Below are 14,232 nucleotides of genomic sequence, written 5' to 3' on the forward strand. Positions count from 1 at the left end.
TCTCCGGGGCGGCGGGGCCTAGGCCCAGGCCAGGGCCCGGTGCGGCCGGCGTGCCGGGCTGTTCACCCGTACCGGTTCCGTGGGCCTGGTCCGTCCGCCGGCGAAGACGTAGAGGCGCAGGAGGAGGAAGCGTCCGATGCCGGCGAGGCCGGAAGCGCTGAGGTAGACGATCTGTTCGGTGAGCATGCTCGGGGAGGTCTGGAGGGTGTGCAGGACGAGGATGGCGACGGAGGTGACGGCGTAGGCGGCCGCGGCTGATCCTGCGGACTGCCAGTGCTGGCGCCATCCGGCGTGCTTCCCGCTTCCGAAGGTGAAGCGTGCGTGCAGCTCGGTGCAGAGGACGGTCGACGCGACGGTGACGACCGCGTTGGCCACCGCCCAGGGCATCAGTCCGGTGACGAGGGGGACGGCGAAGCTGGAGAGGACGCCGATGCCGCCGCCGCAGAGGACGAACCGGGCGAAGGAGGCGAGCGGACCGGGGGCGGCCGGGGTCGCCGGTATCAGGCGGGCTTCGTAAGCGACGGTCCCGGCCGACTCCGCACCCCGCATCGCGGACGCCGTCTCCGCCCCCGTCTCCGCCCCCGCCCCCGTCTCCGTGCCCGTCTCCGTCTCCGGCTTCGAGAGCAGCGCGTTCATGGGCTTTCCTTCCGGACGGGGGAGCTGTGAACCTCTGGGACCAGCTGGGTTCAACGATGCCGTCGTCCGTGCGCCGAAACGATGAGGTGCACTCCCGAACCGGGGGTGTAGCTAGCTGCACCCCCGGTTCGGGGGAGAGCGGGATGCTCAGAAGGGGGAAGCGTCCGGGTGGGTGGGTGAACGATCGGCGCCCGTCAGCAAGTTGACGACGCGCTCGTGGACATCGCCGACCCGGTCCACCACACGCACCCGCACGTATACGCTCTCCAGCTCGCGCATGGCCTTCTCGGTGAACCAGCCCAGAAACAGCTGCCCCTGTCCCTGCCCGGGGATGGGGTAACCGCGTCCGACAAGGTTCAGCTGGAAGTCCTGCCGCTCCGCCAGCTCACGGCTCGCGATCGCCGCTGTCGCCTCCGGCTGGCTCATCCACTCCGTCGAGTCGACGGCGCCGGCGGCGCGTGCCGCGGACGTGTACTCGATCCAGTAGCTGGTGTCCGCGGTGATCGCCACCTCCTGCCCGCCGTTGAGGAGCTTGCACATCCAGGCCAGCCGCTCGTTCGGAGCCGTGTTCGCGACGACGCGGCCCCCGTATCCGATGGCGGGCCGCACCGTCCGCGCGTACTGGGCCCGGGCCAGCGCGGCTCCTCCCGTACCGAGCACCGCCGTGACGGCGCTCTGTATATCCAGCAGTTTGAGCTTCCAGGGCCAGTCATGGGTCAGCCGTGCCGACAGGTTCTCCCTGAACAGGCTGTAGCCGAGCAGCAGGACCGCCACGCCCACCAGCACGACCAGCAGCCGTGAGAACAGCCCACTCCGGTGGATCACACGCTGCGCCGACTCCATACACACCCACCCCACCCAGCTCGTCCGTCACTCCGACGAGACTGTAGGCGCAGGGAGTTGACGAGGCGACAGGGCATCGGGCGCCCGCCAGGAGGAAGTCGGCACAGCGCTCACCGATCATGACCGGGGCGTCCGCGACGCGCGGGCCCGGCGGGGCTCAGCGGGACTGGCGCATGATCCAGTCGCGGATGCCGGGGATGGTGTAGGCGACCTGCCAGGTGGCCATGTGCGCGCTGGTGGTGGAACCGGACGGTACGACGGTGCCGGTCTCGAAGGCGGCGAAGTTCACCGGGGTCCGCTGTGCCTTCATGCTCCGGACGGCCGCGGCGAACTCCGCGGCCGTGGACCGGCCGTCCCACAGGGCGGTGCTGACCTGCGTGCCCTGGTCCTGGATGACCTCGGTGACGGCCTGCTCGCCGGAGTAGGCCTTGGTGTCGTCCGCGGAGACGAGGATCCACAGCTTCTTCTGTGCCAGCGGCGCGGCCTGGGCCTCCGGCCATTGACCGGCGACGACGAACGCGGCGGCGAACAGGTCGGGGTACCTGATGTTCAGACCCAGCGACATCATCGCGCCCATCGACTGCCCGGTCGTGTAGAGCCGGTCCGGGTCGACGCTGTACTCCTGTGTCACCGACCGGACGAGGTTGGCGGTGGCCTCGAACAGCGTCGACGGCTCGTAGTTGTCGTCGATCACCACGGAGCCGTATTCGGGGGCCAGGACGAAGGACTCGTGCCGGGCCTGGTCTTCCGGGCTCGCCCAGCACACGGCGCCGAGGCCCTGGACCAGGGGGCCTTGCGTCGCGACGTTGACCACGCTCGCGTCGTGCATGAACAGCACCATCGGGTAGCTCTTGCGGCGGTCGTAGTTCCTCGGGACGAACAGGTTGTACCTCAGGGTCTGCCCGGTCGCGGGGTCGCTGAACGAGAGCTGCCGGAAGTCGTCGACGATCAGGTTCACCACGGCGTCGGAGGACCGCGCCGTGCTGTCCGGGGCGTAACGGCGACCGCGGGCCGTGGTGACGGTGCCCGGCTGGGTCAGCGTGGCCTGTGCCGCGACGATGGTTCCGCCCGGTGTGGTGTCGCCGACCACCGGGCCCCCGGCCCCGGGCCCGCCGCCGTCATCGCCCGACCCGCCGCCTGACCCGCCGCCCGACCCGCCGCCCGACCCGCCGCCGGACCCGTCGCCGGGAGGAGTGCCGGAACCCTGCTGCGTCACCCACAGGGCCGCCGCCGTGTCGTCCGGCGACAGCTCTACGACGACGTAGCGGCCGTTCCTGCCCCGCTGCGCGAGGTCGGCCGTCCTGTTCGTGTAGACCTTGGTCACGGTGCGGTCGGTGACCGCGAACGTCGACGTCGACAGGGTCGAGCCGTCGATGTCGCTGTCGTACTCGACCGCCACCGCGACCAGCTTCTGCCCGGAGCCGAAGACCTGAGTGATGGCGGTGACGCTCCGCACGTGGTCACCCCCCGAGCCCGTCTCGGCTGCCTCGTCGGCCGAGCCGGGGGTCGCGCTGCCGAACACCGCCAGGGCGCCGGCTGTCGCAGTCGCAGATCCGGCCATGAACGTACGCCTGTCCATGAAGACGAGCTCCTTCGAGAGTGATTGCCAGGGCTACTGAGTGCGTGCTCACTGTTTCGCCCCATGCTGTGAAGCGCTTCGAGAAAGCAGCCCTTTTTTCACAGGTAACGCAGAGGTTTCCAGGTCGAGTACGTGAATTCGCGGCGTGCAATCTTAGATAGCGCGCCGCAATTGTTGACGTCCTCATTTTCCGGTGTGACGATCCTGGCGCGCCGGGTTGTTCCGGTTGCTTCTTGCGGGCCGAGGGCGTCGTGCCGATGGCCCGCTGCCTGGGGCTGGGCGGGCTGTCTGTGCCGGGGCGGCCTGGCGGACGTGCCCTGGTGCCGGGTGTGCTCTCACTTTACCGATGGCGAAAATTCGCTGAAATCCGACTGTTTATCGCGCGTCGCAACGGACGTCTTGGGTTTAACGGGCGTCTTCGGTTTGTCGGGCAGGGACTTCTTGAATATGAAGGAGAAAGCTGTGGTTCCCAAGAATGAGAACGAAAGCACTCGTCTCGGCAGCCCGCTGCACCGGCGGTCGTTCCTGAACGGCTCCATCGCCGCGGCGGTGACAGCCACGTCCCTGGGGGGCGCCACGGCGGTGCAGGCGGCGAACGCCGAACCGGCGCTGAAGGAACCGGTACTGGAGGCGGGGGCCGGCCGGGCCGCGATCGACATCCCGTCCTCACTCCTGCCGCTCGACGGTTTCACGACGGTCCACGACGACCTCTACGTGCGGATCCTCCTGCTGGAGAACGGCTCGCGGCGCGTCGCTCTCGCCGTGCTGGACCTGACGTCGATCAGCGCTGAGGCGATCGCCGCGATGAGGACGGCCATCGCGAAGGCGTCCGGCGTGGCGACGGCCGACATCGTCGTGACCGTGACGCACACGTTCTCCGCCCCGCACGTGCAGGCGACCACCACGTCGACGGCAGCGGCTCAGTACGTGCAGCAGATCACGACCGCTACCGCGACCGCGATCGCGGCGGCGGTCGCGGGGCTCAAGCCCGCGCGGGTCGGCTTCGGCACCGGCACCTGCGACGTCAACGTCAACCGGGACGTCCTCACCGACGACGGCTGGTGGCTCGGCACCGGTGAGAGGGGCTCGTCCGACAAGAGCGTGGGCGTCACCCGCCTCGACGACCTGGACGGCAACCCCATCGCCGTCCTCATCAACTACAGCGTCCAGTCCTCGGTCATGATGGAGTCGGTCATGGCAAGCGGCGACCTGCCGATCACGGCCGACCTGGCGGGCGCTGCGGTGCAGCACGTGGAGAAGCAGTACGACGGCGACGCCGTCGGGTTCTTCCTGGTCGGCTCCTGCGGGGACCAGTCACCGGCGTTCAGGTCGAAGCGGTACACCATCGACAAGGACAAGAAGTGGTCCCAGGTCGATGCCCAGGACGCCGGCTGGCTGCTTCTCACGGTGCAGGGCGAGCGGCTGGGCACCGAGGCCGTCCGGGTCAGCGAGACCATCAAGACCTCCGGCGGCGGTTCGGGCTCGACGGTGCGCCTGCTCACCGACACCGTCACGGTCGGCACGATGGCGATGGGACACCCGACGGGACCGACGAAGACGTACGACTTCACCCCGAACGCCACGGCCGACGTGCCGGTCTGGGTTCTCCAGGTCGGCAGCGGCGTGTTCGTGGGGGTGGAACCGGAGCTGTCCACCGACACCGCGCTGGCCGTCAAGAAGCACTCGCCGTTCCCGCACACCGCCGTCATGTCGATGCTCGAAGGCGGCTCGAAGAACATGGCCGAGGCGCAGAGCTACGCGCGGATCACGTACGAGGCGATGGACTCGTCGTACGCCCAGGGCTCGGCCGAGACGGTCGCGGCGAAGATCGGCACCATGCTGCACTCCCTGCGCGACTGACCCCGCCTGCCGCCTGCCCCGTCCGCCCTGTCGGACAGCGCCGACCGGAACCGGGACGGACAACGTCGAAGGGCCCCACCGCGAACGGTGGGGCCCTTCGACATCGTGCCCGGTGAGGCACTGGCGGAGGATACGAGATTCGAACTCGTGAGGGGTTGCCCCCAACACGCTTTCCAAGCGTGCGCCCTAGGCCTCTAGGCGAATCCTCCGCGGCAAACAATACAAGACGTTGAGGAGTGCTCGCGAACTCGTTCCCCCCTCCCGGATCAGGTACTCTGTGCGGAGCCCCTCACGTGGCGCTATCTGACTGAACTCCCCCAGGGCCGGAAGGCAGCAAGGGTAGGTTGGCTCTGGCGGGTGCGTGGGGGGCGCTTGCGTTCGCGGGGCGGGATGCGGCACGGGGTCCGGCCGCCGGGGGCCCGGGGCTCGGTGAGCGGTCCTTGTTGTCAGTGGGCGCCTATAACCTCGTATGTGTGTCGTCTCTCGCGCTGTACCGCCGTTATCGCCCGGAGTCGTTCGCCGAGGTCATCGGGCAGGAGCATGTCACCGACCCGTTGCAGCAGGCGCTGCGGAACAACCGGGTCAATCACGCGTACCTGTTCAGCGGTCCGCGCGGGTGCGGCAAGACGACCAGTGCGCGGATTCTGGCCCGGTGTCTGAACTGCGAGCAGGGGCCGACGCCGACTCCTTGCGGGGAGTGCCAGTCCTGCAAGGACCTCGCGCGCAACGGGCCGGGGTCGATCGACGTCATCGAGATCGACGCCGCCTCGCACGGTGGTGTCGACGACGCTCGTGACCTGCGGGAAAAGGCCTTCTTCGGGCCGGCGAGCAGTCGGTACAAGATCTACATCATCGACGAGGCCCACATGGTCACCCCGGCGGGCTTCAACGCCCTGCTGAAGGTGGTCGAGGAGCCGCCCGAGCACCTCAAGTTCATCTTCGCCACGACCGAGCCCGAGAAGGTCATCGGGACGATTCGGTCGCGGACCCACCACTATCCGTTCCGGCTCGTGCCGCCGGGGACCCTGCGGGGGTACCTGGGCGAGGTCTGCGGGCGTGAGGGCATTCCCGTCGAGGACGGCGTGCTGCCGCTGGTCGTGCGGGCCGGCGCCGGCTCCGTGCGTGACTCCATGTCCGTCATGGATCAGCTCCTCGCGGGGGCGAGCACCGACGGTGTGACATACGCCATGGCCACCTCCCTGCTGGGTTACACGGACGGGTCGTTGCTGGACTCCGTGGTCGAGGCGTTCGCCGCGGGCGACGGCGCCGCGGCCTTCGAGATCGTGGACCGCGTCATCGAGGGGGGCAACGATCCCCGGAGGTTCGTCGCGGACCTGCTGGAGCGGCTGCGCGATCTGGTGATCCTGGCCGCCGTTCCCGACGCCGCCGAGAAGGGGCTCATCGACGCCCCGTCGGATGTCGTCGAGCGCATGCAGGCCCAGGCCGGGGTCTTCGGCGCCGCCGAGTTGAGCCGCGCCGCCGATCTCGTCAACGAGGGGCTGACGGAGATGCGCGGCGCCACCTCGCCGCGACTCCAGCTCGAGCTCATCTGCGCGCGCGTGCTCCTGCCCGCGGCGTACGGGGACGAGCGATCCGTCATGGCCCGTCTGGACCGTATCGAGCGCGGGGTGAACTTCTCCGGTACCGGCGCGGGTGCCCCCGCCATGGGGTACGTACCCGGCCCCGAAGTGCATGGAGGGGCTCCGGCGGGCGCTCCGATGGTTCCGCCGGGCGGCGGGGTCGCCGCGGCCCGGGCCGCGGCGCGAGCGACGGGACCCGGCGGGCAGGGAGCGGCGAACGAGGGGTACGGGGCCGGTGGTGCGGGAGGTGCCGGCGGGGTTGTTGCGGCACCGGGTGCGGGGGCTGCTCCTGCCTCGGCCCCGGCACCCGCTCCGGGTCCCGCGGCTGCCGCTGCCTCGCCCGCGGCTCCTCCGGCTGCCGCCACGGCCCCTCCGGCTGCCGCTACGGCTCCGCCCGTGCCCCCGTCCGGAGCCGCGCCCGGCGCCTGGCCCACCGCGACGGCCGTGGGCAGCGGTCGGCGTCCGGGCGGCTGGCCGACCGCGACACCCGCGGGCGGGGGACAGGCCCCCGCCGCGGCCGGCGCACCAGCGCCTGCGCCGACGGCGTCCACTCCCGCCCCCGGATCGGGCCCGGGCCCCGGCCCTGCCTCCGCGCCGGTCCCCGCCGCCGGAGGCGTCGACCCCCGCATGCTCTGGCCGAACATCCTGGAGGCCGTGAAGAACCGCCGCCGCTTCACCTGGATCCTGCTCAGTCAGAACGCGCAGGTCACCGGTTACGACGGCACGACCCTGCAGATCGGCTTCGTCAACGCGGGTGCGCGCGACAACTTCGCGAGCAGCGGCAGCGAGGAAGTCCTGAAGCAGGCGTTGTCCGAACAGTTCAACGTGCAGTGGAAGATCGAGGCGATCGTCGACACCTCCGGTGGCTCGGCACCGCCACCGATGTCGGCCTCCGGCCCTGGTCCCGGGTTCGGCGGCAGCGGCGGCTACGGCGCTGGTGGTGGCGGCGGTCACGGCGGAGCTCCGGCCGGCTCGCGCCCCTCCCCCCAGCAGCCCCCGGCCCCGGCTCCGCGCCCCGCCGCGCCGCAGGGCCCGCCCGCGGGCCAGGCCTCGGCCGCGCCCGCCTCCACGCCTGCCCCACCACCCCCCGCCGCCTACGAGCCGCCTCCGGTGGCCCCCGAGGACGACATCCCCGAGGACGACGACCCCGACCTCGACGAGTCCGCCCTCTCGGGCCACGACCTGATCGTCCGCGAACTCGGCGCGACGGTGGTGGAGGAGTTCTCCAACGAGTGAACACCCGGGCCTCTCTCGGAGGATCGCACCAACTCTCCCCACCCCCTGCTTCGGAAGCCCCCACAAAGGCACCCGGCCCCGACGGTTAGGCTGACCCCGTGAAGGTCCTCGTCATCGGTAGTGGCGCCCGCGAACACGCCCTGTGCCGTTCCCTGTCCCTCGACCCCGACGTCACCGCCCTGCACTGCGCCCCCGGGAACGCAGGCATCGCGGAGACGGCCGAGCTGCACCCGGTCGACGCCCTCGACGGCGCCGCCGTGGCCGCGCTGGCCACGGAGCTCGGCGCCGAGCTGGTGATCGTGGGCCCGGAGGCGCCGCTCGTCGCCGGGGTCGCCGACGCCGTGCGCGCGGCCGGCATTCCCTGCTTCGGCCCCTCCGAGGAGGCCGCGCAGCTGGAAGGCTCCAAGGCCTTCGCCAAGGATGTGATGGCGGGGGCGGGCGTCCCCACGGCACGTTCGTATGTCTGCACGACGCCCGAGGAGGTCGACGAGGCGCTGGACGCCTTCGGCGCCCCGTACGTCGTGAAGGACGACGGACTCGCGGCCGGCAAGGGTGTCGTCGTGACCGACGACCTCGAGAAGGCCCGCGCGCACGCCATCGCCTGCGACCGCGTCGTCATCGAGGAGTTCCTCGACGGCCCCGAGGTCTCCCTCTTCGCGATCACCGATGGCGAGACGGTCGTCCCGCTCCAGCCCGCCCAGGACTTCAAGCGCGCGCTGGACGGCGACGAGGGACCGAACACCGGCGGCATGGGTGCGTACTCGCCCCTCCCGTGGGCGGACCCGAAGCTGGTCGAGGAGGTCATGGAGACCGTCCTCCAGCCGACCGTCGACGAGCTGCGCCGCCGCGGCACCCCGTTCTCCGGCCTTCTCTACGCGGGTCTGGCGATCACGAGCCGCGGTGTACGGGTGATCGAGTTCAACGCCCGGTTCGGCGACCCGGAGACCCAGGTGGTCCTGGCCCGGCTGAAGACCCCGCTCGCGGGCGTCCTGCTCGCCGCCGCCAAGGGCACCCTCGCCGATCTGGCGCCGCTGCGCTGGAGCGACGACGCGGCGGTCACCGTGGTCGTGGCCTCCCACAACTACCCCGACACCCCGCGCACCGGCGACCCGATCACCGGGCTCGACGAGGTGACGGCGCTGGACGCCCCGCACGCGTACGTCCTGCACGCCGGGACGAAGCACGACGGCGGCGCGGTCGTCAGTGCGGGCGGCCGGGTGCTCTCCGTCACGGCGACCGGCACCGACCTCACCGAGGCCCGCGCCCGCGCGTACGCGGCGGTCGCCCGCATCGGTCTCGACGGTTCGCAGCACCGTACGGACATCGCGGCAAAGGCGGCGGCGGACGCCACGACCGAGGCCACGACCGAGGCGTAAAGCCCCTGACGGAGGCGTAGCCCCACCCCCGCACGCACCACCAGGCCCCGGATTCTGTATGGAATCCGGGGCCTGATCCTTGCCCACGGTCATCCACCTTTCCCCAAAGCCATTCCATCGAGTGAGCGATGCCCCATCCGGCTGACGGGGGCCGAGGCCCCAACTAGGGTGCGGCGAAAGCGTTCCGGCACTTGGCCCACCGGCATTGCGATGTCGGTGGTGGGTGCCACAGTGGGGGAGTGAGCAACACCAGGGCATCCTTCGGCGCGGGCTGCGAGACAGCCCGGGCCGGGCCGACAGCAGGGGGTGACATCCGGTCGTGACCGGTATGGGTGTGGAGGTGGGCGCGCAGGCCGCGCGCTCCCGGGCGCTCGCCGTGCTGCGTATCCGCAGCAGGGCGCTGGCCGTCGCCCTGCTGCCCGCGGCCGTCGCCGTCGTGCTGCTCGTCGGCGGCTCGACCGGGCACATCACCGGCGGAAGCTGGCCCGTCACGCGCTGGATCGTGACGGTCCTCGCCGTCGTCGTGCTGCTCGCCGCCGCGGGCATCGCGCTCGTCGTCGCCCGCGCACGGCCCGCCGTGAGCCCCACGGTCCCGATCGCGGAGGCGTCCGCTCCCGACCTCTACCGCCTGGTCCGGGACCTGGCCGACCGCCTCGACGTCCCGCCGCCCTCGGCGATAGCGCTGACCCCGGACTGCGACAGCTGGCTGGAGGACCGCACCCACCCGGCGCACGGGCCGCCGCCACCCGAGCACCGCGACGAAATAGCGGGCGCACGAGGGGTAGGAGGCGGAGCCGGGCGTTCCCGCCGGGCCCCCGCGGCTCCCGTCCTCGTCATCGGCTCGCCCTTCCTGTGGTGGATGCGGGTCGGGGAGCTGCGCGCGGTCCTCGCCCCGGTCGTCGCCGGTACGGGCCCTTCGGCCCACCCCGACATAGCCGCGGCCCGCCGTTTCGTACGGGGTCTGGACGCGGCCGTGGCCGTGACCTCCGAGCCCGCCCGCGGCCCCCTGGTCCGCACGGTCCTCGCCGGTGTCGGCTGGGTGACCCGCCTGCTGCTGCGCAGCTGTCGGGGTCATGCGGCCGAGATGGAACGGGGAGTGGCCGCCGCGGCGGCCGAGCGTGCACAGGCTGTGGACTACGGTCTGCGGATCGTCGCCCAGGAACAGGTCGGCCTGGCGTACGCGGGCTGGGACCGGCTGCTGACCCGGGTCGCGCTGCCCGCCTGGCGGATGGGCCGCTGGCCGTCCCGGCTGGACGCGGGTGTCGTCGCGGCCCTCACCGAGCTGTCGCGCCGTGACCGGCTGGCCGAGGGCTTCGCCTCCCGCCTCGGCGAGCGTCCCGCCTGCGACCTGCTCGAAGAGCCCGGCTCGGTGGACGAGGCGGCCTCGCTCCTCGCCGCGCGCCTCTTCCACGGCGGGCCCGCGGAGCCCGGGCCCGACTGGGCGCCGGTGGACTGGCAGGAGTATCCGGACGAGGTGGTCGACCGCACCTGGCGCACCGAAGCGGCCCGGCTGCACCGGGTGCTGGACGCACTGGGCGTCCGCCACCCCACGGATCCGACCCAGCCCGACCAGGGCGGTCCGACGCTGGCACGCGTGCTCGACCATCTGACCGCGTCGGCCACGGACGACGCCGGCCTCTCCATCGATCGGCGCGAGGCGTACGAGGAGAGGGGCACGGGAGTGAGCCTGAACGAGGTCGAGGTGGAGGTGGAGGCCGAGGAGGAGGTCGGGGAGGACGGCGAGCCCGTGCTCGGAAGCGAGCGGACGGCGGCGCTCGCGGCCGGGCTCAGCGCGGAGCTGGCCCGTGAGGAGGCGGCGGCGCCGGCCGTCGTGTCCGGGCCGAGCGGGGGCGCGGAGCAGCCGGGCCCCGACTGGTCGTTCTGGGACGACGGGCTGCTGCCGCTCTTCCCGCTCCAGCCGCCGCGCAGTGGGCGTGAGCTGTTGGCCGACCATGTCACCGCGATGGTCTGTTGTGCGGCGATGGACACCGCCGGGGCGGCGCCGGGGCTCGACTGGCTCGACGGACCCGCCCTTCTCGTCGACGGGGTGCGGGCCGCGGATCTGGGGCCGCGGATCCTGACCCTCGTCGAGGACGGTGACCCGGAGCCTCTCCGGGACTGGCTCCGCCACCTGGGCGTCCGCCCCGAGAAACCGGTCCGCCTGGTCTGACACCGCCACCACCGTCCCTGCTCCCAGCCGCCCGTATCCGCCTCCAGGACCGGAGAACCGCGTTCCGTTCACGTCAATTCGCGACGAACGGTGACGGAGTGCGTGCGTAATGTGATGTGCTGGGACCGATCGCGTGCAGGGCAGAGGCTTACAGAACCGACGGGGGCACGAGGGAGGGGAGCAGGCATGGGGTCGGAGCAGATCCGCCGCTGGGAGTCGGGCGCACTCGCGCACGCCGTGACGGACCCCTTCGGCCAGGGCCCCGTTCCCTGGCTCAGGGGCGACGAGCAGTACTTCGACGACACCGGCCATGTCGTCCCGTGGTACATCGATCACATTGATCATGCCGATCAGACAGGTCGGGCCGGTCAGGCGGGTCAGTCCGGGGGCCCCGGTGGCTCCGCCACCCTCCAGGGCTCGCGCAGGCCCCCCATCCCCCACCCCCGCGCCGGCGGTCCCCGCCCGGCCGACGACGTGCACCGCCAGATCAAGGGCTTCGCCTCCAACGGAGCGGCCGCGCCGGGCGAGGCCATCGATTTCCACGTCACCGTCGACCCGCCCCAGGAATTCAGCGTCGACATCTACCGCATCGGGCACTACGGAGGCGACGGGGCCAGCAAGATCACCACCAGCCCCCGCCTGTCGGGCATCGTCCAGCCGCCACCCCTCACCGCCGACAGAACAGTCTCCTGCCATCACTGGTGGCTCTCCTGGCGGCTGCAGATCCCGAGCTACTGGAACATCGGCGCGTACGTGGCCGTACTCACCACCGCCGACGGCTACCGCTCCCACGTTCCCTTCACCGTCCGCGACAACCACCCCGCGGACCTTCTCCTCCTGCTCCCGGACATCACCTGGCAGGCGTACAACCTCTATCCGGAGGACGGGCACACCGGTGCCAGCCTCTACCACGCCTGGGACGAGAACGGCCGTCTGCTGGGCGAGTCCGAGGCCGCGACGACGGTCTCCTTCGACCGCCCGTACGCCGGTGCGGGCCTCCCCCTCCACGTCGGCCACGCCTACGACTTCATCCGCTGGGCCGAGCGCTACGGCTACGACATCGCCTACGCCGACGCCCGCGACCTGCACGCCGGCCGCGTCGACCCCACCCGTTACCGCGGCCTGGTCTTCCCGGGGCACGACGAGTACTGGTCGTCGGCCATGCGCCGCACCGTGGAACTCGCCCGCGAAAGCGGCACCTCCCTGGTCTTCCTCTCCGCCAACACCATGTACTGGCAGGTGGAGTTGGCCCCGTCCCCGTCCGGCGTCGCCGACCGTCTGCTGACCTGCCGCAAACGCAGAGGCCCGGGAAGGCCGGCGCTGTGGCGCGAGATCGACCGTCCCGAGCAGCAGCTCATCGGCATCCAGTACGCGGGCAGGGTCCCGGAACCCCACCCCCTGGTCGTGCGCAACGCCGACCACTGGCTGTGGGAGGCGAGCGGCGCACAGGAAGGCGACGAACTCGACGGCATGGTCGCGGGCGAGGCCGACCGCTACTTCCCGCGCACCCCGCTGCCCGAGCACCAGGGCCGCATCCTCCTCGCCCACTCCCCGTACCAGGACAGCGAGGGCGCCACCCGCCACCAGGAGACCTCCCTCTACCGCGCCCCCTCCGGCGCCCTGGTCTTCGCGGCCGGGACGTTCGCCTGGTCCCCGGCTCTGGACCGCCCCGGCCACGTCGACGCACGTATCCAGCGAGCCACCGCGAACCTCCTGGACCGCATCTGCAAACGCGACTGAGAACGCGCACCCCGCACGACCACCACGGGCCCCAGCCCACCCCCCTGGCCAAAGCCGCTCCCCGAATACGGGAGAATCGAGCCACTTGGCCCACCCGTCGCCCACCACCCCCCTATTCGGGCCCTACGGGCGTCCCTTTTTCTTCAACCACGGGGAGGAACCGTGTCCGGATTCGTCGAAAAGCCCGAGCCCCTCCAGGTCCCGGGTCTGGTGCATCTGCACACCGGCAAGGTGCGCGACCTGTACCAGAACGAGGCGGGCGACCTCGTGATGATCGCCAGTGACCGCATGTCCGCCTACGACTGGGTGCTTCCCACCGAGATCCCCGACAAGGGCCGGGTCCTCACCCAGCTCTCGCTGTGGTGGTTCGACAAGCTGGCCGACCTGGTCCCCAACCATGTGCTGAGCACCGAGCTCCCGCCGGGCGCCCCCGCCGACTGGGAGGGCCGCACCCTCATCTGCAAGTCCCTGCGGATGACGCCGGTCGAGTGTGTCGCGCGCGGCTATCTCACCGGCTCGGGCCTCGTCGAGTACGTCGAGTCCCGCACGGTCTGCGGCCTCGCCCTCCCCGAGGGCCTCGTCGACGGCTCGGAACTCCCCGCGCCGATCTTCACCCCCGCCACCAAGGCCGCGGTCGGCGAGCACGACGAGAACGTGTCGTACGAGGAGGTCGCCCGCCAGGTCGGCGCCGAGACGGCGGCCCAGCTGCGTCAGACGACCCTCGCCGTCTACGACCGCGCCCGTGACATCGCGCGTGAGCGCGGGATCATCCTCGCGGACACCAAGTTCGAGTTCGGCTACGAGGGCGAGACGCTCGTCCTCGCCGACGAGGTGCTGACCCCGGACTCCTCCCGCTTCTGGCCCGCCGACGAGTGGGAGCCGGGCCACGCCCAGCCCTCCTTCGACAAGCAGTTCGTCCGCGACTGGCTGACGTCTGACGAGTCGGGCTGGGACCGCAAGAGCGAGCAGCCCCCGCCGCCGCTGCCGCAGCACATCGTGGACGCGACCAGCGCCAAGTACATCGAGGCGTACGAGCGCCTGACCGGCACCAGCTGGAGCTGAGGACGCGAAGGAGCACACGAAGAAGCCCCCGACCCTGAAGGGCCGGGGGCTTCTTTCTCTGAGCGGACGACCAGGTTCGAACTGGCGACCTCAACCTTGGCAAGGTTGCGCTCTACCAACTGAGCTACGTCCGCATGCGCTGTGGTGCGA

General features: G+C 71.4%; 9 protein-coding genes, 2 tRNA genes and 1 other RNA gene. 7 read left to right on the forward strand and 5 right to left on the reverse strand.

The annotated features are described in order from the left end of the window. Nucleotides 1-18 precede the first annotated feature (18 nt). From ACFVWD_RS40015 to ACFVWD_RS40025, 3 genes are all read right to left on the reverse strand, one after another. The gene (locus ACFVWD_RS40015) at nt 19-549 is read right to left on the reverse strand and encodes a GtrA family protein (RefSeq protein WP_389602913.1); all 531 of its coding nucleotides are present in this window, start codon (nt 547-549) and stop codon (nt 19-21) included. 234 nt (nt 550-783) lie between these two features. Beyond that, a complete protein-coding gene (locus tag ACFVWD_RS40020) occupies nt 784-1,461 on the reverse strand; it encodes a hypothetical protein (protein WP_389602891.1) in 678 nt (225 codons plus the stop codon). Nucleotides 1,462-1,636: 175 nt separating this feature from the next. Further along, complete coding sequence (locus ACFVWD_RS40025; protein WP_389602892.1) at nt 1,637-3,058, reverse strand: alpha/beta hydrolase-fold protein; 1,422 nt, start codon at nt 3,056-3,058, stop codon at nt 1,637-1,639. 462 nt (nt 3,059-3,520) lie between these two features. Here ACFVWD_RS40025 and ACFVWD_RS40030 point away from each other — a divergent pair, with 462 nt between their 5' ends. Beyond that, complete coding sequence (locus ACFVWD_RS40030; protein WP_389602893.1) at nt 3,521-4,918, forward strand: hypothetical protein; 1,398 nt, start codon at nt 3,521-3,523, stop codon at nt 4,916-4,918. A gap of 121 nt (nt 4,919-5,039) precedes the next feature. On the opposite strand, the gene ACFVWD_RS40035 is transcribed toward ACFVWD_RS40030, so the two are convergent. Then, nucleotides 5,040-5,127 (reverse strand) — tRNA-Ser (locus ACFVWD_RS40035). Nucleotides 5,128-5,198: 71 nt separating this feature from the next. On the opposite strand from ACFVWD_RS40035, the gene ffs reads away from it, so the two are divergent. The 6 genes from ffs (at nt 5,199) to ACFVWD_RS40065 (ending at nt 14,082) form a co-directional block, all read left to right on the forward strand. Then, an RNA gene (ffs, locus tag ACFVWD_RS40040) (signal recognition particle sRNA small type) lies at nt 5,199-5,297 on the forward strand. A gap of 94 nt (nt 5,298-5,391) precedes the next feature. Beyond that, nucleotides 5,392-7,734, forward strand: a complete 2,343-nt coding sequence (locus ACFVWD_RS40045; RefSeq protein ID WP_389602894.1) for a DNA polymerase III subunit gamma and tau — start codon at nt 5,392-5,394, stop codon at nt 7,732-7,734. A gap of 98 nt (nt 7,735-7,832) precedes the next feature. Then, nucleotides 7,833-9,110: a phosphoribosylamine--glycine ligase gene (purD, locus tag ACFVWD_RS40050; protein ID WP_389602895.1), complete on the forward strand. Its 1,278-nt coding sequence runs from the start codon at nt 7,833-7,835 to the stop codon at nt 9,108-9,110. A gap of 328 nt (nt 9,111-9,438) precedes the next feature. Continuing rightward, nucleotides 9,439-11,280, forward strand: a complete 1,842-nt coding sequence (locus ACFVWD_RS40055) for a hypothetical protein (protein WP_389602914.1) — start codon at nt 9,439-9,441, stop codon at nt 11,278-11,280. 186 nt (nt 11,281-11,466) lie between these two features. Then, nucleotides 11,467-13,020 (forward strand): N,N-dimethylformamidase beta subunit family domain-containing protein, encoded by a 1,554-nt coding sequence (locus tag ACFVWD_RS40060; RefSeq protein ID WP_389602896.1) that lies wholly within the window; start codon nt 11,467-11,469, stop codon nt 13,018-13,020. A 162-nt stretch (nt 13,021-13,182) separates the two neighbouring features. Further along, entirely contained in the window at nt 13,183-14,082 is a 900-nt protein-coding gene (locus ACFVWD_RS40065) for a phosphoribosylaminoimidazolesuccinocarboxamide synthase (RefSeq protein WP_389602897.1), read from the forward strand. A gap of 61 nt (nt 14,083-14,143) precedes the next feature. Here the strand turns inward: ACFVWD_RS40065 and ACFVWD_RS40070 are convergent. Next, nucleotides 14,144-14,216, reverse strand: a tRNA-Gly gene (locus ACFVWD_RS40070). Between the last annotated feature and the right edge of the window lie 16 nt (nt 14,217-14,232).

This window comes from Streptomyces sp. NPDC058086, assembly GCF_042885015.1.
Lineage (GTDB): Bacteria > Actinomycetota > Actinomycetes > Streptomycetales > Streptomycetaceae > Streptomyces.

Excerpts from the sequence above, each read along its gene's own strand:
- ACFVWD_RS40025 (WP_389602892.1), bottom strand. The coding sequence starts at position 3,058 with ATGGACAGGCGTACGTTCATGGCCGGATCTGCGACTGCGACAGCCGGC.
- ACFVWD_RS40055 (WP_389602914.1), top strand. The coding sequence starts at position 9,439 with ATGGGTGTGGAGGTGGGCGCGCAGGCCGCGCGCTCCCGGGCGCTCGCC.
- ACFVWD_RS40060 (WP_389602896.1), top strand. The coding sequence starts at position 11,467 with ATGGGGTCGGAGCAGATCCGCCGCTGGGAGTCGGGCGCACTCGCGCAC.
- ACFVWD_RS40015 (WP_389602913.1), bottom strand. The coding sequence starts at position 549 with ATGCGGGGTGCGGAGTCGGCCGGGACCGTCGCTTACGAAGCCCGCCTG.